Source organism: Streptomyces sp. BBFR25 (assembly GCF_044590125.1).
Lineage (GTDB): Bacteria > Actinomycetota > Actinomycetes > Streptomycetales > Streptomycetaceae > Streptomyces > Streptomyces canus_D.
Genome location: NZ_CP172447.1, coordinates 302,576 through 322,961 on the forward strand (window position 1 = coordinate 302,576; position 20,386 = coordinate 322,961).

At 71.8% G+C, this 20,386-nt stretch carries 17 protein-coding genes and 1 pseudogene; 4 read left to right on the top strand and 14 right to left on the bottom strand.

Annotation, left to right across the window (positions count from 1 at the left end):
• Positions 1–850 precede the first annotated feature (850 nt).
• A pseudogene (locus ACGH52_RS01195) lies at positions 851–991 on the top strand (hydroxylase); the annotation flags it as partial.
• An 89-nt stretch (positions 992–1,080) separates the two neighbouring features.
• On the opposite strand, the gene ACGH52_RS01200 reads toward ACGH52_RS01195, so the two are convergent.
• From ACGH52_RS01200 to ACGH52_RS01230, 7 genes are all read right to left on the bottom strand, one after another.
• Positions 1,081–1,536, bottom strand: a complete 456-nt coding sequence (locus tag ACGH52_RS01200; RefSeq protein WP_399936869.1) for a VOC family protein — start codon at positions 1,534–1,536, stop codon at positions 1,081–1,083.
• A gap of 484 nt (positions 1,537–2,020) precedes the next feature.
• Positions 2,021–2,788 (bottom strand): SDR family NAD(P)-dependent oxidoreductase, encoded by a 768-nt coding sequence (locus tag ACGH52_RS01205; RefSeq protein ID WP_399936871.1) that lies wholly within the window; start codon positions 2,786–2,788, stop codon positions 2,021–2,023.
• Between the two features lie 180 nt (positions 2,789–2,968).
• On the bottom strand, positions 2,969–3,319 hold the full coding sequence (locus ACGH52_RS01210) for an ArsR/SmtB family transcription factor (protein ID WP_399936873.1): 351 nt from the start codon (positions 3,317–3,319) through the stop codon (positions 2,969–2,971).
• A 9-nt stretch (positions 3,320–3,328) separates the two neighbouring features.
• Entirely contained in the window at positions 3,329–3,739 is a 411-nt protein-coding gene (locus ACGH52_RS01215; RefSeq protein WP_399936875.1) for a MarR family winged helix-turn-helix transcriptional regulator, read from the bottom strand.
• A gap of 283 nt (positions 3,740–4,022) precedes the next feature.
• Positions 4,023–4,760 (bottom strand): sigma factor, encoded by a 738-nt coding sequence (locus tag ACGH52_RS01220; protein ID WP_399936877.1) that lies wholly within the window; start codon positions 4,758–4,760, stop codon positions 4,023–4,025.
• 130 nt (positions 4,761–4,890) lie between these two features.
• Complete coding sequence (locus tag ACGH52_RS01225) at positions 4,891–7,704, bottom strand: AAA family ATPase (RefSeq protein WP_399936879.1); 2,814 nt, start codon at positions 7,702–7,704, stop codon at positions 4,891–4,893.
• A gap of 200 nt (positions 7,705–7,904) precedes the next feature.
• Entirely contained in the window at positions 7,905–8,306 is a 402-nt protein-coding gene (locus ACGH52_RS01230) for a winged helix-turn-helix transcriptional regulator (protein WP_399936880.1), read from the bottom strand.
• A 112-nt stretch (positions 8,307–8,418) separates the two neighbouring features.
• Between ACGH52_RS01230 and ACGH52_RS01235 the strand changes: the two genes are divergently transcribed.
• Positions 8,419–9,027 carry a malonic semialdehyde reductase gene (locus ACGH52_RS01235; RefSeq protein WP_399936882.1) on the top strand — a complete coding sequence of 203 codons (609 nt, stop codon included), beginning with the start codon at positions 8,419–8,421 and terminating at the stop codon, positions 9,025–9,027.
• Positions 9,028–9,055: 28 nt separating this feature from the next.
• Here ACGH52_RS01235 and ACGH52_RS01240 read toward each other — a convergent pair whose 3' ends face one another.
• The 3 genes from ACGH52_RS01240 to ACGH52_RS01250 form a co-directional block, all read right to left on the bottom strand.
• A complete protein-coding gene (locus tag ACGH52_RS01240) occupies positions 9,056–9,886 on the bottom strand; it encodes a helix-turn-helix transcriptional regulator (RefSeq protein ID WP_399936884.1) in 831 nt (276 codons plus the stop codon).
• Positions 9,887–9,984: 98 nt separating this feature from the next.
• Complete coding sequence (locus ACGH52_RS01245; RefSeq protein WP_399936886.1) at positions 9,985–11,451, bottom strand: aldehyde dehydrogenase family protein; 1,467 nt, start codon at positions 11,449–11,451, stop codon at positions 9,985–9,987.
• A gap of 106 nt (positions 11,452–11,557) precedes the next feature.
• Positions 11,558–11,890, bottom strand: coding sequence for a hypothetical protein (locus ACGH52_RS01250; RefSeq protein WP_399936888.1), 333 nt, complete (start codon positions 11,888–11,890; stop codon positions 11,558–11,560).
• A 208-nt stretch (positions 11,891–12,098) separates the two neighbouring features.
• Between ACGH52_RS01250 and ACGH52_RS01255 the strand changes: the two genes are divergently transcribed.
• Positions 12,099–14,840 carry an AAA family ATPase gene (locus ACGH52_RS01255; RefSeq protein WP_399936889.1) on the top strand — a complete coding sequence of 914 codons (2,742 nt, stop codon included), beginning with the start codon at positions 12,099–12,101 and terminating at the stop codon, positions 14,838–14,840.
• Between the two features lie 21 nt (positions 14,841–14,861).
• On the opposite strand, the gene ACGH52_RS01260 is transcribed toward ACGH52_RS01255, so the two are convergent.
• Entirely contained in the window at positions 14,862–15,605 is a 744-nt protein-coding gene (locus tag ACGH52_RS01260) for an SDR family oxidoreductase (protein WP_399936891.1), read from the bottom strand.
• A 180-nt stretch (positions 15,606–15,785) separates the two neighbouring features.
• Between ACGH52_RS01260 and ACGH52_RS01265 the strand changes: the two genes are divergently transcribed.
• Positions 15,786–16,193 (top strand): OsmC family protein, encoded by a 408-nt coding sequence (locus ACGH52_RS01265; RefSeq protein WP_399936893.1) that lies wholly within the window; start codon positions 15,786–15,788, stop codon positions 16,191–16,193.
• A 20-nt stretch (positions 16,194–16,213) separates the two neighbouring features.
• Here the strand turns inward: ACGH52_RS01265 and ACGH52_RS01270 are convergent, their stop codons facing one another.
• From ACGH52_RS01270 to ACGH52_RS01280, 3 genes are all read right to left on the bottom strand, one after another.
• Entirely contained in the window at positions 16,214–18,985 is a 2,772-nt protein-coding gene (locus ACGH52_RS01270) for an AAA family ATPase (RefSeq protein ID WP_399936895.1), read from the bottom strand.
• 234 nt (positions 18,986–19,219) lie between these two features.
• Positions 19,220–19,561 (bottom strand): hypothetical protein, encoded by a 342-nt coding sequence (locus ACGH52_RS01275; protein WP_399936897.1) that lies wholly within the window; start codon positions 19,559–19,561, stop codon positions 19,220–19,222.
• Positions 19,562–19,666: 105 nt separating this feature from the next.
• On the bottom strand, positions 19,667–20,386 hold the full coding sequence (locus ACGH52_RS01280) for an alpha/beta fold hydrolase (RefSeq protein ID WP_399936899.1): 720 nt from the start codon (positions 20,384–20,386) through the stop codon (positions 19,667–19,669).

Genomic DNA, 20,386 nt, shown 5'->3' on the forward strand with positions numbered 1-20,386 from the left:
TACCTCCAAGGGGCCTTCCAGGTCACCGGAGGCGTCCGCGGCCCGCGGCACGGCGACGGCAGCGACCGATGCGGATCGACAGCATCCCGAGAAGTACACGCGTTCCCGGTCCATGCCACGCTCGTGGACAAGATGCGCGCGTATGTCCCGTGCGGCGGACGGCGGAGACGATCGACGCACCGTGGACGTCGTCGCCGAACCGCTGCCGCCGTCCCGGGGGAGCCAGGTGACCGTCGTTCCGACGCAGGTGGTCAGGGCCAGAACCGCGGAGGCATCGGTCGCGTTCCGCGTCCGGCACTTCACGCAACTGTCTCGAGGTCAGGCCGTGCAGCGCGTCGGAGCTGCGCGCGGCATGGACCGAGGAGAGTCGGGCGGGGCGCCGGCCAGACCGGCGGGGCCACGAGTCGGTGTCGGGGAACGTCATGTCTCTCTCCCCCGCCGCATTGTGCCCGGCGAACTTGCCCATGGGCTGCGCGTGCTGGGAGCTTCGCATCGCGAAGTGCTCGTCCTCGACCTGTGCGGCGGCCGTGTCACTGGCCGCCTAGACGTGCGGAACATTCTTGACCCGGAGGTGTTCGTCGACGGCGAGGCGGCCCAGGCGGTCGCGTTCGCCCGGGATCTCGGCCGTCAGCGGGCTAGCGACGGTACCGCCGGTTCACACGACGGTGGACGTGGGGATGACCTCGACGTCGGAGAGGACGACCGGGTCGGGAGTGACGGACTTCACGGTGCGGCCCGACCGCAGCTCGACACCCATCCCCTCGACGGCCGCGGACGGCTCAAGCGGAAGCCCCTACTGTGTCCGGTGCGACGCTGGGCCCTCACGGGCCCTCGGCCACCCCCCAATATCCGGGGCGACGACGCGTTCCTGCGGCTGGCGCTGACGGCCGAGGTCAACAGTGCGAAGGTCGGAGATGATCTGCTGTCCAACATGAGCTGGACCTTCGAGGAGCTGACCGCCTACGTCTTCCACGGCACCCGCGTCGTCCCCCGCGCCGAACCCGTACCGCTCCCGGCCGGCGGGGCGGCCGGGAGCAGCCGTGAACGACCCGTGCCGACGGACTTCTCCGCCCGCGGGCCTCAACCGGACTCGGCGGGAGCTTCCGCCTGGATGCCCCGCAGGAGGCCGGTGGACTGGCCCACCTCGACGAGGTAGCCGTCGGGGTCGCGCAGGTAGCAACGCAGCTCGGCACCGCGATCGACGGGTTCGGTGAGGAAGTCCGCTCCCTGAGCGACCGCATGCGCGTAGAAGGAGTCCAGGTCGGCCACCCTCACGTTGAGGAAGCTGGACACGCGCTCACCGCTTCGGGGTGCCTCCAGCGTGACCCCCGGCTTGTCGGGGGTGGGGCCGCCACCGGGATTCATGATGATCCAGCTGTTGGCGACCTTCACCATCGCCGGGTTCTCCATCATCACCACCTCTCCGCCGAAGACGTCGGCGTAGAAGCGCCGGGAGACGGCGACGTCGCGCACCGTGAGGAAGTGCGTGAGCAGGAGGCCGTGTTGCGGTGCGGGCAGCTTCCCTGATGGTGTCATCGACCCGTCGTCCCTTCATGAGCCCGAGCTGTCCCGGGTCGGCTCCGGAGTCCGGCCCGTCGGCGTGCACGCGGGTGCCGTCATCGCATCCGCACGCGCCTGCGACATGTGACCGGGCCGGGGGCCGGTTCGTGACACCGGTGACCGCCCTCGGCGGAGGGAGACACCGGTCCTGCGGGCCGGTGCCTCGACCCGCCCGTGGTGATCGATCACCTCACGCGGGCCTGTCACCACGTCAGTGACGCAGGACGCCGGGCGCGATGTCCTCGGTGGCCGCCTCACCACCGCCGTGCCGACGCCTCGGCCTCCCGGCACAATCGCCGGGCAGCCCAACGAAAGTGACACCGTGTCACGAGGGTCTGCTCTGCCGTGTCCGGACAGTGTGAAGCCGAGCCTTCTCGTCCGTGCGGCTGACGAAGACGCCCCCGGTGGATCGGGCACGCGGTACCGCCCCGGGTCCGCAGCCGTCCCGACGCGCCACTCGTCAGATGAGTTCCAGGCCGCCGTCGACGGTGATCACCTGACCGGTCGCATGGCGTCCGGCCGGGTCCGCCATGCGGAGGATCCAGTGAGCCACCTCGTCCGCGTGCGCGATGTGGTGGGTCGGGATGCGGTCGCGCTCATAGGCGTACATGTCGTTGGCCGCCTCCGGTGTCAGACCTGCGTGCAGCATGACGTCGGTGCGGGTGGGGCCGGGAGCGACCGAGTTGACACGGACACCCTCGTCGGCCAGCTCCAGTGCCCAGCTCCGCGTCATCTGCTCGATGGCGGCCTTGGTGGCCGAGTAGTGCGCACCCCCAGCCATCGGGCGGTGCCCGTAGGTGCTGGAGAGGTTGATGATCGACCCCGAGGTCCGGCGCAGGTGCGGCAGGGCTTCGCGAGCCAGAAGACTGGGTGCGACGACGTTGAGCGCCAGCAGATCGACGATCGTCTGCTTGTCGGCCTCCGCCAGCGGCATGACCGCTGTCGCACCGGCGTTGTTGATCAGGTGGTCGAGGCGCCCCCACCGCTCCACGGCGGCGCCCACCACCGTGGCGGGCGCATCGTCGCCGCAGATGTCGATGGCCAGGACGTCGATGTTGGCGTGGGCCGCGGCGGTCTCCTTCAGGGGCGCCTCGCGGCGGCCCACCCCGAGGACGTACGCACCCGACTCGGCGAAGGCCACGGCGGTGGCTCGGCCGATGCCGGTTCCAGCGCCGGTGACGATCACGACGCGACCGGAGAACGTCTCATCGGACTGGTTCGGGGACATGAAGACTCCTTGTTCGATGTTCGATGTACATAGAACACTATGTGACAGCGTCGACGAGGTCGTCAAATGGGGAGGCGGCGGATACCCATGACGCGACCCGCATCCGTCAACAGAAATCATGTTCATGTCAATCCAGCACGGCTCAAGCGGTTCCCGTGCGGCACGGAGTGCTCTACGCGGTCACGCCTGCTCGTCCCGCTCGATGACGTGTTCTCCGACGCGGTCGGTGCCGGCGGCGGACAGCAGCGCCGGCAGCAGGCCGGGGAAGCGGGTCTCCAGGGCGTCACCTCGCAGCTTCACGAAGCAGCGAGTACCCTCCTGGCGAGTCTGGGTCACGCCCGCCTCACGCAGCATCTTGAGGTGATGACTGAGCGTGGACTTGGCGACGGGAGCACTGAACTGCCCCCACCCTCTCTCGGCGCCGTCGGACAGGATCCGGACGATTCCCAACCGCGTCGGATCGCTGAGCACCCCGAGGAGGCGAGGCAGGGAGATCTCGCTGTCCGCAGGTGACGCGTGGTGGTTCGGCATACGGCCATGCTACCGAACGTTCGGCGCCCGTCGAACATGGGTGCCCGCACCGTCACTCACCCCTCCACGCAGGTAGCGGAGCAGGTCCTTGTCCGTCTCCTCGACGTGGAGCTGGCGCACGACCTCCTCGACCGCCTGGCTCAGCAGGGGAGATCCCAGCCGCAACACGTCGTGCGCGACGGCGGTGAGTTCGATCTCGATGCTCCGGCGGTCGTTGGACGCGGTGTGCGTGGTGATCAGGCCGCGTTCCTGCAAGCGTGTGACCAGGCGGCTGGTGGCGGATTGGCTCAGTCCCGTCCCGTTGGCCAGGTCGCTCAGATAGAGCAGACCGGTACCGGCCGCCACCCCCTCGCTCAGCGTGCGAAGGGCGTAGAACTCGCTCACGCCCAGGCCCAGCTGCCGGTGGAGGTGTCGCTCCATACGGGCTTCGATCCGGCGGTGGACTCGGGTCAGCCTGTTCCACTGTGTGATCAACCTGGCATCGTCGCTCATGGGTGGTGGCCCTCCTGCTGTCCCCGGCGTCCGACTGCTCGATGCCGGGGCGGTCTCCCGGCGTGAGGGCGCGGCAGGTGAGCCGCACCCGCTTGCCCGCACAAGGGAGACAAGACGGAGGCCTCGGATGTGACAACAGGGGGCCGGGCGAGATCCGGTGACGCGAACTCACCCGCCCCGGCCGGAACGAGCCCTGCTTCGCCTCTCGCCGTCACGCGGCCTGACGGGCCGGGACGTGCGCCGGGTCGGCCGGTCTGCGGGACGGCGGCGCCAAGCGGCGCACCCGCGCCTCGGGGACGAGCAGTCGTACGAGACCGTCGAGGTCGCCGGTGTCGGCGGCGGTCCGGAACGCGGTGACGAGACGGCGGTGCGACTCGGTGGGGATCGACCGCTCGCGCTGGCTGCCGAGACGGGCCTGGGCGCGGTGGACCACCACGCGTGCGTTCGGGGCGCTGATCCGCAGCAGCTTCGCCAGCTCCGTATAGGTGTAGTCGAAGCCCTTGCGCAACACGTAGGCGGCCAGCCGGTCCGGCGTCAGCCTGGCCATGAGGAGGGCCAGGGCCGACTCGATCGCCGCGGTCCGCTCGGCGCAGAGCATGGGGTCGTCGGACGAGGCGAGGTCACCGAGGTCGGCGAAACGCGGTTCGGACGGCGTCTCATGCCGGCGCCGCCCCGACTGGATGACGTTGATGGCCAGGCGGGTCGTGGTCGTGGTCAGGAAGGCGACCGGGTTCTTGACCTCCGCGCGGTCGGTGAGCTGCCAGCGCACCCACGCCTCCTGGACCACGTCCTCGGCTCCCGCGGCGTCCCCGACGATCCGGTGGGCGATGCGGAACAGTCGGTTCCGTTGGGCCAGGAAAACGTGGAGGGCGGTGTCCAGGTCACCCTCGGCAGGCCGGGCGGCCGGGGTGCCGGCCGACGTGGTGGTCTCCGGGCTGGGCGCGGACATCGGGACTCCTTCGGGTGAACGGACGCCCCTTCAGGGGCGATGGGTCCACCCTCCGTCCGCGGCACCCCCCGTCGCGCCCTTGTTGTCCGTAGTCGAGTCCGTGGGGCCCCGGGGGCCAGGGCCTACGGACTCAGCCGGCACGCACCAGGCCCTCGTCGTCCCGGTCCGTGGGCGGGGTGCTCGCCAGGGCACCGGGCAGCGCGCGGCGGGAATTGATCCCGAGCTTCGTGTACACCTTCCGCAGGTGCCACTCCACGGTGTGCGGGCTGATGAACAGCTCCGCGCCGATCTTCGCGTTCGTCATGCCGTCGGCGGCGAGCGTGGCCACCTGTGATTCCTGGGGGGTGAGCGCGCTGGTCACCGTGGTCTCCCGTGCCCTGACGTGCTCCCCGGTGGCGAGCAGCTCGCGGCGGGCCCGCTCCGCGAAGGCGTGCGCCCGCATGCTGTCGAACATCTCGTGAGCCTTACGCAGGTGCTCGCGGGCCAGCGCTCGCTGGTGGGTACGGCGCAGCCACTCGCCGTACAGCAGGTGGCTACGGGCCACCTCCACGGTCACCCCGCCTCGCCCGAACTCCACGATCGCCGTACGGTACAGGCGGTCGGCCTCGTCGCCGTCGGCGAGCAGGGCCTGACTACGCGCACTGGCGCCGCGGGCCCAGCCTGAGTCGGCCGCGCGGGTGAGATCCATCAGCCGCTCCAACGAGGCCCTGGCCTGGTCCAGCTCACCGCACCGGGTGGCGGCCTCGACGTGCTCGATCAAGGACAGACCGACGAAGTTGAACCCGTCGTGCTCGATGGCGGTACGCGCGGCCTCCAGGGCCTCCTCGTACCGTGCCAGACCGTTGTACAGCACTCCCTGGACGTAGCCCATGGTGCCCAGCAGGGACACCTCGCCCCGTTGGTCGGCCCGCTGCCGGGACTCCTCGATGATCCCGGAGGCGACGTCCGCCTCACCCCGCCAGGCGGCCAGGACCAGCGACGCGTACTTGTGCGGCGCGTGTCCGGTCGCGGCGGCCAGGGCGTCGGCCTCGTCGATCACCCTGGCCGCCTCGGCGAAGTCGCCGTAGTGGATGTGCACTCCGCCGGCGTAGATGAGGGCCGGGGGCAGTGCGCCGAGCGCGCCGATGTCGCGGGCCAGGCGCACCGCGCGATTGGACAGCGTGTCCCACGCGTGCAGGTCCCAGGCGTAGTGGATGAACGCCTCCAGCGCCACCGGTACGAGCAGGAGCCAGCGCACGGTGGCCTCCCGTGTGCGCAGTTCTTCGGTGGCCAGCAGTTCCAGGGCGCCGCGCAGCGCCGGCACACCGGTCTCGTAACCGTCCGTGAGGAGCGCGGCCACACCGTCCAGCAGCAGGTCGGCGGCCCCGGAGCCGGAAGGGGGTGCGCCGGACGCCCGGGCGGCGATCGCGGCGGCGCGGGCCCCGGCGGGGCCGTGCACGCGGCCCGCGAAGATGGTGGCACTGATCGCCTCCAGGTACGTCTCCCGCGCCAGCGGCGAACCGGCGGCGGTGAACTGCGCCGCCGCGTCCAGGAGCAGGGGCGCCGCCTCGTCGCTGCGGCTGCGGGCGAAGAGGATCCTGGCCCGCAGCCGCGCCAGGCGAGCGCGGTCCAGCGGGCTCAGGGGGCACAGTTCGGCCACTGTGGCCAGCTCCGTGGCCCGGTCGGGCGCCGCGGCCGAGAAGTGCGCCTCCGCTGCCGCCAGGGCGCGGCGCCCACGTGGCCGGCGGTCCGGTGTCACCTCGGCCGCGCGTTCCAGCAGTACCGCCTCGGCCGCGATTCCGCCGCGTTGCCGGGCGCGGTCGGCCGCGCGTTCCAGTCCCGCGGCGACCTCCTCGTCCGGTCCGTCCGCGGCCTGGGCGGCGTGCCAGGCGCGCCGGTCGGGGTCCAGGACCGGGTCCGTGGCGGCGGCCAGGGCGCGGTGCACCGACCGGCGTGCTTCGGGTGGGGCTTGGTGGTAGACCGCCGAACGGACCAGTGGGTGCCGGAAGCGGATGGACTCGCCCAGCTCGATCAGACCGGCGACCTTGGCCGGAGCGGCGAAGGGGGTGATCTTGAGCATGGCGGCCGCGCGGGCGAGCAGCCGGGCGTCACCGACCGGTTCCGCCGCGGCGATCAGCAGCAGCGTCCGCGTCGCCTCCGGCAGCGACCCGAGCCGCTGGGCGAAGTCCCGCTCGATCCGGCTCGCGACCGGGCCCTGGACGATCGGGTGGCCGGACGAGTCCAGGCCGTAAGCCAGTTCGGCGGCACTGCGGCCTCGGGAGAATTCCAGCAGAGCGAGCGGATTGCCGTGCATCTCGGCCACGAACCGGTCCCGGATCCGCTTCTCCAGTCGCCCGCCGACGGCGGTTTCCAGGAGCTCCCCGGCGGCGGTGGCGTCGAGGCCGCCGATGCGCAGGGCCGGCAGACCGGTCAGTGCGTCCTGTCCTTCGGGGTCGCGCACCGCGAACACCATCGCGACCGCCTCCGCGAGCAGTCTCCTCGCGACGAACTCCAGCGTCTGCAGGGAGACCTGGTCCAGCCACTGCGCGTCGTCGATCAGGACGAGCACCGGCTGCGCCTCCGAGGCACGGGTGAGCAGCGTGAGCACGGCGAGACCGACCAGGAAACGGTCGGGCGGATCACCGGCCGCCATGCCGAACGCCACGCGCAGAGCTTCCCGTTGGGGTGCCGGCAGGTCGTCCAGCTCGTCGAGGAACGGCGCGCACAGTTGGTGCAGGCTCGCGTAGGGCAGCTCCATGTCCGCCTCGATGCCCTGCGCCCGGGTCACCTTCGTCCGGGACGCCTGCGCGGCCAGGTACTCCAGCAGGACCGTCTTCCCGATGCCCGCTTCGCCGCGGATCACCAGCACCCGGGACCCGTCTTCACGCAGGCCTGCCAGCAGATCGTCGAGTGCCTCGCACTCGCGGTGCCGGCCGACCAGGTCCGGAAGCGGGCTGGCGATCATGCGCGTGGCTCCTCAGGTGCTCCGGGGACGGCGAACTCCCGCATCGAATGCCGGGAACAATCCCTTTCACAATACCGGCAGCACAGAGCACACCTTGTGTCCAGACCTTGTGACACACTCCACATGAGAAATGCCGCCAAGGTTGTCACACGGGACCCCGCAAGCCGGTCGGCTCCTCGTACGACCGAGACGGCGACGGTCTAACCACGGCCGCCGCGCCGGGCGGCCGGCGTGTCCGGAAGGTGCCGGGATGCCCATCCGGCGAGCTCACTGAGGATGGGCATCAGAGCCGTCCCGTCCGGAGTGAGGCGGTAGCGCACCGTGACGGGCGGACCGGGCTCCACCTCGCGGTACGCGAGACCGGCGGCGGACAGCTCGGAAAGCCGTTCTGAGAGGACCGAGTCACTGATGCCCTCCACCGCGCGCCGCAACTCGGCGAAGCCCAGGGGTCCGTGCTGGAGGGTGGCCAGGATGACGCCGTTCCACCGCTTGCCGAGAAAGCTGAACGCCTTGCTCAGCGCACCGTCACAAGCCGCCGGATGGTGCTGTCCCGCCTCCGCGCCGTCCGCGTCGACCGATCGAGTGCCCTTCGCCTTCTCCATGCCCTCAGGGTAACCGGGTGCTACTCTGCCGAAGGTCGCTCTGTTTTTCCTAGCAACCAGCCTTACAGTAGTTACTCCCCAATGACGAGCACAACGAGCCAGGAGTATCCCCATGTCCGTTTCCGGACCCCTCCCCCGCATTCCCGCCGAGGCCGGCGCCGCGCTCTTCACCGACGCCCGCACCGCGTACTCCTTCGCCGACACGCCGGTCGACGACGCAACGCTGACCAGCATCTGGGAGCTCGCCCGCTGGGCACCGACCGCCGCGAACACCCAACCGCTGCGCGTCCTGTACGTCCGTACGGCCGAGGGCAAGGAGCGCCTGCTGCCGCACCTCGACGAGGGCAACCGTCCGAAGTCGGCCTCGGCGCCCGTCGTCGCGGTCCTCGCCGTGGACCACCGCTTCCACGAGCACCTCCCGCACGTCCTGCCCATCCGCCCGGAGATGAAGGAGTACTTCGAGGGCGAGCCCGCCCAGCGTGAGGCCATCACCTCGTTCAACGGACCGCTTCAGGCCGGATACTTCATCCTCGCCATCCGCGCCCTCGGCCTGGCCGCGGGTCCGATGGCCGGCTTCGACCCGGCCGGGATCGACAAGGAGTTCTTCGCCGACAGCGACTGGCACTCCCTCCTCGTCGTCAACATCGGCCACCCGGCCGGACCTCCGGCGTTCGACCGCATGCCGCGGCTGGCCCACGAGCACGCCCTCGACTGGGCCTGACCCCCGGTAGGAGTGAGAGCCGCACTTGTCAGGAGACCGGCAGGAGGGACAGCAGCCGGAGGTTGGTGTGGCTCTCCGTCCCGGGTGTCGCGGTGTAGACCACGAGCCGCTGGCCGTGGTCGGGATCGATCAGCGTCTGGCAGTGCAGTTCGAGTGTTCCGACCTGTGGGTGCACGAAGCGCTTGGAGGCGCAGTACGGTCCCAGCACGGGGCGTTGCCGCCACAGGCCGGCGAACTCGGGACTCTCCCGGTTCAGCGCGTCCACGAGCGCGGCGGCATCGGAGTCGTCTCCGCCGTGGGAGTAGGCGCTGTGGAGGTCGGCCACCATGAGACGGCTCTGCTCGGCGTGATCGCTCGCGGCGTGGACCAGACGGGCGGCAGGGTCGGTGAACCAGCGGTAGTGGGAACTGCGGGCCAGTCCCGTGTAGGCCGTCTCGTCACCCAGCAGGGCCACCGCGGGACGTGTCTGGCTCAGTGTCTCGCCCAGGTGGTTCATCACCTGGGCGGGAGTGTCCTCCAGCCGGTCCAGGATGCGCATCATCCCAGGGGCGACGTGATCGCCGCGTCGTGCACGGCGCGGCAGGGCGTGACCGGCGAGCTGGAAGAGGAGGTCGCGTTCCTCCAGTGACAGGCGCAGGCCGCGGGCCATCGCGGTGAGCATCTGCTCCGAGGGGTGCGGGCCCCGCGGCTGCTCCAGCCGGCTGTAGTAGTCCACCGACATGTCGCACAGGGCCGCGACCTCCTCCCGGCGCAGCCCTCCGGTACGCCTGCGGCGGCCGCGGGGCAACCCGACGTCCTCGGGCTGCAGAGCCTCGCGGCGTGCCCGCAGAAAAGCGGCCAGCGCCGCGCGGTCTGCCATGGTCGTCCTTTCGGTGGATCAACGACGTGAACGTCGTATCCGGGGTGCGCCATTCCCGGCGAACAGTGTGTTGTGCGCGGACACGATGGCGCGGTGCGTCAGCGTGTGATCGCCTTGGTCTCCAGGAACTCCTCGAGGCCCGCACGGCCCATCTCCCGGCCGTTGCCGGACTGCTTGTATCCGCCGAACGGTGCCTGGAAGTTGTGCGGGCCGCCGTTGACGTCGACCTGGCCGACACGCAGGCGCATGGCGATCGCCATGGCATGATCCTCGTCCCCGGTCACCGCGGCGTTGAGGCCGTAGACCGTGCCGTTGGCGATCTCGACGGCGTGATCGTCGTCGGTGTAGGGGATGACGACGAGGACGGGGCCGAAGATCTCCTCCTGGGCGATGACCGAATCAGGTGCGACGTCGGAGAAGATCGTGGGCCTGACGTAGGCACCGGTCTCGAACCCCTCGGGCCGGCCGGGGCCGCCCGTCACGAGGGTGGCGCCGTCGGCGATGCCGCGCTTGATGTAGTCGTCGACGCGTCGGCGCTGGGTCTCCGAGGCGAGTGGTCCGATCCGCGTGGCCTCGGTGGCCGGATCACCGACCACGTACTCCTGGGCGGCGGTCCGGAGCCTGTCGACGACGGTCGCCTGAAGGTCCTCGGGCACGAGCATGCGCACGTAGGCACCGCAGGCCTGGCCGGCGTTGGCCCAGGCGAGGCCGAGTCCGCGGGTGACAGCGGAGTCGAGGTCGGCCTCGGGGAGGATGATGTGGGCCGCCTTGCCGCCCAGTTCGAGTGCGACCCGCTTCACCGTGACGGAGGCGGCGCTGGAGACGCTCTTGCCGGCGCGGGTGGATCCGGTGAAGGAGATCATGTCGATCTTCGGGTGGCGGGACAGGGCCTCACCGACGACCGGGCCGGTTCCCTGCACCACGTTGAACACACCGTTCGGCAGCCCGGCCTCCGTGGCGATCTCCGCGAACATCCGGGCGCTGAGGGGAGACATCTCCGAGGGCTTGAGGACGACACTGTTGCCCGCCAGCATCGCCGGGACCACCTTCGTCACCAACTGCTGCAGCGGGAAGTTCCACGGGGTGATGGCACCCACCACTCCGATGGGCTCGCGGACGACGAGCGAGTTCTCGACCGTCTCCGTCCACTCGAACTGCTCGACCGCGGCGATCGCGGCCAGGGTGGACGCGACCGGGAATCCGACCTGCGCCTGCCGGGAGAAGGCGATGGGAGCGCCCATCTCCAGGGTGATGGTGGCCGCCAGCTCCTCGCTCCGCTTCTGCAGGCCGTCGGCCAGGCGTCGCATGACGTCCGCACGGTGCCGCGGGGACGTCGAGGCCCATCCGGGGAAGGCGGCGACCGCGGCGTCGACGGCCATGTTCACGTCGTCGGCGGTGGCCTCGTGGAGGTGGGCGATGACCGATTCGTCGGCGGGGTTCACCACGTCGATCAACGGTCCGGAGCCGGTGACGGCACGGCCGTCGATCCAGTGGGAAGGAGTCGGAAAGGGCATCCTGGGGCTTTCGTTCATGTCACCCAGCGAACACCGCGCGGTGCGGGACATCCATGCCCTCCCGGACCCATGATCCGGGTCACAGGAGCGTGCGCGTCTGGCACTGCCGTGGGACGTCGCGGCCGTGGCGCGAGGCGCCGCCCGACGCTCCCGGCCCTCACCACGAGGACGCGGCCCACCGGTCGCCGGGGCCCTCCAGGCGCGTGCGCCCGAGGGCGTCCAGCGTGATCCTGCGGACCTCCAGCTCCTCCGCCGTGACGGACCCACCGCCCCGCGCCTGCCTCTCCTGAGCACTGTTGGCACGCGCCAGGGCGACGCGCACCGCTCGGGAGACGTCACCCGCCTCGCCCACCACGTAGTACATCCAGACCACGCGGGAAGCGGTGGATCGGAACGGCACGCCGATCAGCCACTTTCCGGGCTGCGCGCACCCGTGGGCCCCTGTCTCCGTGGTGCCCGAAGGGCTGGAACGGTCCATCGCGGTCAGCATGTGAGGTCCTCTCCTCTCGGCTCGCGATGCCGGGCCGAAGGGGTCCGGCGCCGGCGGGACACCGGCGCGAGTGGGCGGGAAAGCGTTCTGCCCTCTTGATGAGACGGCTCTCCGTTCTGTGACAGCCGCCGCCGAATACGGCCGCGGCAGCCGCCCCCTGCCCCGGCCGCACGCCGTGTTGTTATGCTCACCGCGTGTGGGGGGCTGCGTGAGCGGGGACGGTCCGGAGCGGCTGCGTGGCCGGCGCCGTGAGTACGACGTGCTGGACGGGCTGGTCTCGGAGGTGGAGGCAGGCCGCAGCGCGGTGCTGGTTCTGCGTGGCGACGCCGGCATCGGGAAGTCCGCCCTCATGGATCATCTCGCGGCACGCGTCACGGCACACCGGGTCGCCCGTGGAGCGGGTGCCGAGTCGGAGATGGAGCTTCCGTTCGCGGGACTGCACCAGTTGTGCGCGCCCTTCCTCGGGCACGTCGGCTCCCTCCCGCCGCCGCAGGCGGAAGCGCTGGCCACGGCGTTCGGGATGAGCGCGGGGCCGCCCCCGGACCGGTTCCTGGTCGGTCTGGCCGTGCTCGGGCTGTTGACCGACGTGGCCGCCCGGCGACCGCTGTTCTGCCTCGTGGACGACGCCCAGTGGCTCGACCGTGTCTCCGCGCAGACGCTGGCGTTCGTGGCGCGAAGGATGCTCGCCGAACCGCTGGCTCTGGTCTTCGCCACCCGTGAGCAGCGGGGACGCGACGACCTGGCCGGCCTGCCCGAGCTGACGCTGCACGGGCTGGACGACACCGACGCCCGCGCGCTGCTGGACGCGGGCGCCGAAGGTCCGATGGACGAGCGGATCCGCGACCGCGTCCTCGCCGAGGCCCGCGGCAATCCCCTCGCGCTGCTGGAACTCCCCCACGGCCGCGTCGACGCGGAAGCGGTGGAGGGGTCCGCTCCGCACGGTCCCGGAAAGGTGACCGGCCGTATCGAACGGAGCTACCTCGCGCGGGTCCGCGCGCTTCCGGAGCCGACGCAGCGCCTGCTGCTGGCGGCCGCCGCCGAGCCGGTCGGTGACGTGTCGCTGCTCAAGAGCGCCGTCGAGCGACTGGGCATCGATCCGGACGCGGTGGAACCGGCGGTTTCGGCGGGGCTGCTCGACGTCAGCACGCTGGTGCGTTTCCGGCATCCGCTGCTGCGCTCCGCGGTCTACCGGTCGGCCGGGCTCGCGGAGCTGCGGGAGGTGCACCGCGTGCTTGCCGAAGCGACGGACCCCGGCCTCGACCCCGACCGGCGTGCCTGGCACCTCGCGCGGGCCACGGTCCGGCCGGACGAGGCCATCGCCGCGGAGCTGGAGTCGTCGGCCGGACGGGCGCGGGCACGGGGCGGCACCGCCGCGGCGGCCGCGTTCCTCGCCCATGCTGCCGTCCTGACGCCTCACCCGCGGCGCAAGGCCACGCGTGCCCTCGCCGCGGCTCAGGCGAAGCTGCGCGCCGGTGCGCCCGCCGCCGCGCGCGACCTGCTGGAGCTGGCACGGGCCGGCACGCTCGACGAACTCGGCCGGGCCCGTGCCGATCTCGTCGAGGCCCGCATCTCCTTCGCCTCCAGCCGCGTGGACGAAGCGCTCCCCAGGCTGTTGGCCACCGCGCGCCACATGGTCCCGCTCGATGTGGGCCTGGCCCGCGAGACCTTCCTGGACACCCTGTCGGCCGCCATGTTCGCCGGGCGCCTCGCGTCCGAAGCGCACGTACGCGAGGTGGCGGCGGCCGCGCGCGGGACGGCCCCGCCCCGCACGGGAACGCCGCGCAGCGCCGATCTGCTGCTGGACGCCCTCACCACCCGTTTCCTCGACGGGTATCGCGACGCGGTCGCCGTCTCGCGCGACGCGGTACGCGCATTCCGCCGGGAGACCGAGCCCGACGAGGTACTGCGCTGGTCGTGGGCGGCTTCGGCACTGGCGGCCGAGATGTGGGACCACGAGAGCTGGACGGAACTGGTCACCCGCCATGTGCGCACCGCCCGTGCCGTCGGGGCGCTGACCGAGTTGCCGCTGGCGCTCAATTCGCGGGTGGTCGTCCACACGACCGCCGGTGAACTGGACGCGGCGGCGCTGCTCATCGCGGAGACCGGCCGGGTCCAGGAGTCGGTCGGCAGCGGCTTCTCGCCGTACGGCACGATGACGCTCGCCGCCTGGCAGGGGCGCGCGAGCGAAGCCGCACCGTTGATCAAGGCCGGTACGGAGGAGGCCCTCGGCCGCGGTGAGGGCATCGGGGTGGCCGTCGCGTGCCGGGCCCAGGCCGTGCTCCTCAACGGCCTGGGCAGGTACGAGGAGGCGCTGGAAGCCGCCCGTCGGGCGAGCGCGCACCCGCAGGACATGGTCGCGGCCGGCTGGGGCCTGGTCGAGCTGGTGGAGGCCGGGGCGCGCAGCGGCCGGCTCGACGTGGCCGAGGCGGCACTGGTCCGGCTGACCCGGGACACGGACGCCGCCGCCACGGACTGGGCACTGGGCGTCCAGCTGCGTTGCCGCGCCCTGCTCAGTGACGGAACGGCTGCCGACGAGCTGTACCGGGCGGCGATCGAGCGACTTGGCCGCACCCAGGCAGCCATGGAGACGGCCCGGGCACGGCTGCTGTACGGGGAGTGGCTGCGGCGGGAGGGCCGCCGCGCCGACGCCCGTGCGCAGTTGCGGACGGCCCACGCCCTGTTCACCCGGTTCGGCGCGCAGGCGTTCGCCGAGCGCGCGGTCCGCGAACTGCGGGCCACCGGCGAGACGGTGGCCCGCCGCGACGCCGCCGCCGTGGCGGCGCTCACGCCTCAGGAGAGCCAGATCGCGCGCCTGGCCCGGGACGGGCTCACCAACTCCGAGATCGGCGCCCAGTTGTTCCTGAGCCCGCACACCGTCGAATGGCATCTGCGTAAGGTGTACGCCAAGTTGGGCATCAGCTCGCGGCGCCTCCTGAGCACGGTCCTGTGAGCGGCGCCGCCTGACCGGGTGTCAGGCAGCCCGGAGGGACGCGAGATGGGCCTCGAACGTCCGGCGGCCGCGCAGGTACTCCCCGCGTGGCAGCAGACCGCCCGAGGTCATGGCCTTGCCGACCTTGCCCGGGAGCGTCACCGGCACGACGAGGCGGCGTCGGCCTCGCGCACGCGCGATGCGACGCGCCATGTCGACCATGTCCAGCTGGTCGGGCCCCGCGATCTCGGGTGCCATCCCCGCCGGCTCCGCGACGGCGTGTCCGACGAGCGTCTGGGCGACGTCCTGGGCGGCGACGGGCCGGGTCAGCATCCTCGGCACCATGACCACGGGTGACACGCTGTTCAGCAGCGGTTCCGGGAACTCGAAGAACTGCGTGGCCCGCACCACCGTCCACGGCACGCCTCCGTCGCGGACCAGTTCCTCCTGGGCACGCTTGCCGAAGTAGTACCCGAAGTCGACCTCGTCGCAGCCGACGATCGACAGGGTGACCAGATGCGCGACCCCGCCGGCGCGCGCGGCGGCGATCAGGTGGCCGGTCGCCCGGGAGAAGAAGTCGACGGCGGTCTTCCTTCTCGTGGTGACGATGTTCGCCACGTCGATCACCGCGTCGCTGCCGGACAGTTTCTCGGCCAGACCCGCGCCGGTGGTGAGGTCCACACCGTGCGAACGGGCGAGGACCACTGGTGTGTGCCCGGCGGCTCGCAACTCGGCGACTACGTACTTGCCCACCAGACCGGTTCCTCCGGCCACCGCCACCCGCATGTGCTGCCTCTTCCCGCCGACATGGTCCGTGCGCTACACCCTGGTGACAGGACACCCGCCCCGTCTGTGACACCCCCTCACCGGCCGCACTGTCACACACGCCCGCGCCGCTCGGTCACTGCGGAAGAGGGACCTGTCGGACCCCGCCCGGTCCCCGTACCTCGGCCGAGAGGAAGACCCATGATCACGCGCATCGTGACCGTCGCCGAAGGCGCACGGCTCACCCGTTCCGTCTCGATCGGCACGCACCACCTGACCGCCGACGAGCCCGAGCCCGTCGGCGCCGACGAGGGCCCCACCCCGGGCGAGCTGCTGCTGGCCGCGCTGGGGTCCTGCACTTCCATGGCCGTGCGGGCTCTGGCGGACCGGCACAACTGGCCACTGGAGCGGATCGACGTGGCCGTGCGGTTCGGGAAGCAGGGTGACATCGTCAAGAACGTCGGGCTGACCGGCGACCTGGAGCCCGCTCAGCGGGAGCAGTTGCTGGCGGCGGCCGGGCGCTGTCCCGTCCACCGCCTGCTGGCCCGGGAGGCGAACATCGTCACCGTGCCCGCCCTGCTGGCGGAACCCGAGGCGTCGCACGTCTGAGCGGGCCTTCGCCGGGCGGGTCAGGGCGCGGTCGCCATCGCCTCCAACCGCACCGAGTCGATCTCCTTGCGGGAAGAGACACCGAGTTTCGCGAAGACCTTGCGCAGATGCCATTCGACCGTGTGCGGGCTGAGGAAGAGCCGCGCGCCGATCTCCGGGTTGGTGAAGCCTCCCTGCACGAGCCGGGCGATCTCTACCTCCTTCGCGGTGAGGACCGCCGTCTCCGCCGTGGCGCGACCGCGCACCGTGACGCCGACGGCCTTCAACTCACGTCGGGCGCGTTCCGCGAACGCCTCCGCCCCGGCGGCGTCGAGCATCTCGTGTGCCTCGCTCAGCCGGGTACGCGCCTGCGCCCGGCGCCGTTCCAGGCGCAGCCACTCACCGTGCCGAAGCCGCGCGCGGGCGCTGTCCATCCGGACCCCGGCCGTGTCGAGCCGCTCGATCGCCTCCCGGTGCAGGGCGTCGGCCGTCTCTCCCTCGCTCACCAGGGCACGCGCGGCGGCGGAGGTACCGAGCGCCCAGGGGGTGCCGCTGACCTGGGCCATCTCCTCGATCGTGCGTACTGCCTCGGCGGCCCGCTCGGTACGCCCGAGGCGCACGGCCGCTTCGACGAGTTCGACCCGGGACTGGAGGGACAGGCCCAGCTCCTGCGGGTTCTCACAGCCCCGCTCGGCCGCGGCGTAGGCCTCCTCGTACCTGCCGAGGCCGTTGTGGAGGACGGCAGCGGCCCATTGGGTGGCCGTCGTCACCTTGCCCTCCCCGCGCAGGAGGCGGTCCTGGGTAAGCGTCTCGATCGCTTGCCGGGTGGCCGTCTCCCGCCCTCTGAAGGGCTCCAGGACGAGTGCGCCGTAGTGGGCGAGGAAGCCGCTGCCCGTGGCTTCGCCGATCGCGCCCGCCTCCACGGTCAGGGAGGCGGCCCCGCGCAGGTCGCCGGCGAACACCCGGTTCGACAGGCGCAGCAGAAGGGCCGAGGGCAGCACGGCGAGCGCTCCGTTGGCGCGGGCCAGGTCGACCAACCGCGCCGACAGCTCGGACCAGGCTGCGAAGTCCCAGGTGTTGTGTGCCATACGGCACGCGAACGGCAGCCAGCCCAGGCCCTCCTCCCGGGAGAGTCCCCCCTCCCGGAACGCCGCCACGGCGTCCAGGAGGATCGGCGCGCCCGCTGCGTAGCCCTCGGTCACCACCCGGGCGAGACCGGTCAGGAGGCGGGTCTCCCGGCTCTCGGTGCCGGTATGGCCCGGCGTGCTGAGCACCGCCTCGGCGACGTCACGGACCCCGCCCGTGGCCAGTCGGCCCGCGGTCAGGGCCGCGTAGATCGCGTCCCGGTACGTCCGGTCGGCGAGTGCGGAGTCGAACGGCTGGAGCCGCTTCGCCGCTTCGAGCAGCAGCGGCAGTCCGGCGCTGGCGCTCTTGGCCGCCGACATGATCTGCCCGCGCAGCAAGGTCGCGCGTCCGGCTCCGACCTCGTCGAGAGGGCCCAGCTCCGCCGCGTCGACCAGTTCCCGCGCGGTGTCGAAGGCGCCCGCCTGGTATTTCGCCTCCGCCGCAGACAGTGCCCTGGCTCCGCGGCGAACCGGATCGGGGGTCAGCTCGGCGGCTCGGTCCAGGAAGGCGGCCGCGGCGGCGACACCACCGCGGGCGTGCGCCCGCCCGGCGGAGCCCTCCAGTTCGGCGGCGACGTTCTCGTCCGGGCCCGTCGCGGCACTGGCGAGGTGCCAGACACGGCGTTCGGGATAGAGCGTGGCGTCGATGGACTCGGCCAGGGCGGCGTGCACGTCACGGCGTTCCTCGAAGCCGACGGCGCGGTACGCCGCGGAGCGCACGAGTGGGTGGCGGAAGCGGACCCAGGTGCCGAGGGTCATCAGACCCGACGCCTCGGCTTCGGTCGCGGCGCGGTCCACGTCGATGCCGAGGCGCTCGGCGGCACTCCGCAGCAGGGACACATCACCGACCGGTTCGGTGGCGGCGATGAGCAGCAACTGCTGCGCCTGCGCGGAAAGGGACCGGATGCGGCGGAGGAAACCCGCCTCGATCTGGCTGGACAGGGGACGGCTCTCCGGTATGCCGAATCCTCCGGCCATCTCGAGGAGGGTCAGGCCGCGCGGCAGCTCCACCAGGGCCAGCGGGTTGCCGCGCGTCTCGGCGACGATGCGGTCGCGTACCCGCTGGTCGAGCGGGCCGGTGACGACCGAGTCGAGGAGTTCGCGGGAATCGCGCTCACCGAGTCCGCGCACGGCCAGCTCCGGAAGGTCTGCGAGCACCTCGCGGGAGCCGGACTCGCGGACGGCCAGGACCAGCAGGACGGGTTCGGCGAGCAGCCGTCGGGCGACGAACTCCAGCGTCTGGGCCGAGACGCGGTCCAGCCACTGCGCGTCGTCGACCGTGCACAGCAACGGCTGGTCGCCGACGGCGGCGGCGAACAGGCTCAACGTGGCCAGGCCGACCAGGAACCGGTCGGGAGCATCACCGACCTGCATTCCGAAGGCCGTGCGCAGGGCGTTGCGCTGTGGCTCGGGCAGACCGTCCAGGTGGGAGAGCAGAGGTGCGCAGAGCTGGTGCAGCCCGGCGTAGGAGAGCTCCATCTCGGACTGCACGCCGGCCGCTCTGACGACGCGGCACCCGGTGGCCCGGTCGCGGAGGTGGTTCAGCAGCTCGGTCTTGCCGATGCCCGCCTCACCGCGCACCACCAGCACTCCGCTGCGGCCCGCTCTGGCCTGGGCGAGGAGGTCGTCGAGGACCTTGCACTCGTCCTGCCGCCCGATGAGCTCGGTCCGTGCGCCGTCCCTCACCATGGCAGCCTCCCGGCTGCCACGATACCCCGGCGTTTCACTTTCCGTAGAGCTGTCTCAAAATGATTGCCGAGGCTCGCGCGCAGGCGCTCGGGACCCGGGGCCCTGATGCCCCCGCCTGCGCCCCCTCTGCCTTCTGCTGCGTGCCCGTCTTCCCGGCATCGCGTTCCGACCAGGGCCCACTGGCCGGAAGCCGCCGCTACGGATCCTGTGATGACCCGGTGCGGCCTCGGTCGATCAGGTCATCGAGCCCACGACGACCGCCGTACACACGAAGATCGTCAGGCCGATCGCGGTCATGGCGATCAGCGTGCCGCGCAGCCAGCGGCCGAACCGGAGGCGGTTCGCCGCCTCGGCCGCGCCGATGCGTTCCGCGATGTGCTCGGTCACCATGCGGGCGACGTACTTCTGTTCCTCCAGATACCACCGCTCCAGGTCCACCCTCTGCCCGTGGGTCAGCCCGTCGGCCTTCGCCGTGAAGGCGGACACCCGCCGACGAGCGGCGCTGAGGTGCGCCTCGCGGTACAGAAACGCCTGTAGGTCGGCCAGCCCGCGAGCGGCCTGCTTGCTCGTGTTCATGAGGTACTCCCGTGTCACTCCGGTGGGACGTGACGCGGCGCCGCGGCGGGCGCGGTGCCGGTGGGCCGCCGCCGGTCATCCCAAGGGCGGCGGCCCACCGTCCGCTCAGCCGGTCGCCTGCGCCGCCTCGTTGATCAGCCGGGCGACATCGCCCGGACGCGACACGCTCACCGCGTGGGAAGCGGTGACGTGCACCACCGTGGCCTTCGCGCGCTCGGCCATGTACGTCTGCACCTGGGCCGGGATGTTGCGGTCGTCCGCGGCCACGAGTACCCAGGACGGAATGTCCTTCCACGCCGGCGCCGAGGCGCCCTCCGCCAGCGCGGCGTCGGCCACGGGCCGCTGGGTGGCCGCCATGACCGCCGTGGTCTCCTCCGGGACGTCGGCGGCGAACTGCTGGTGGAACCTGCTCTGCTCGATGTAGAGGTCCGCGGCCCGGCTGCCGTCGGGGAGCGTGACCGGCACCGGGCGGAGCGTCTCCCCGAGGGTGCTGCCCGGGAACTTGCCGGACAGGTCGACCGCGCTCTCGCCCTCCTCCGGCAGGAACGCCGCGACGAACACGAGAGCCTTGACGTGGTCGAGCCCCGTCGCGGCGTTGCTGATGACCGAGCCGCCGTAGGAGTGGCCGCCGAGGACGACGGGCCCGTCGATGGACTCCAGGAGCTGCCTGACGTACGCGCTGTCCTCGGTCAGCCCGCGCAGCGGATTGCTCGCGGCCACCACCGGGTAGCCGTGCGACCGGAGCCTGGCGACGACGCCGTTCCAACTGGACGAGTCCGCGAACGCGCCGTGCACGAGGACGATGGTCGGTTTCTGTGTGCTCAT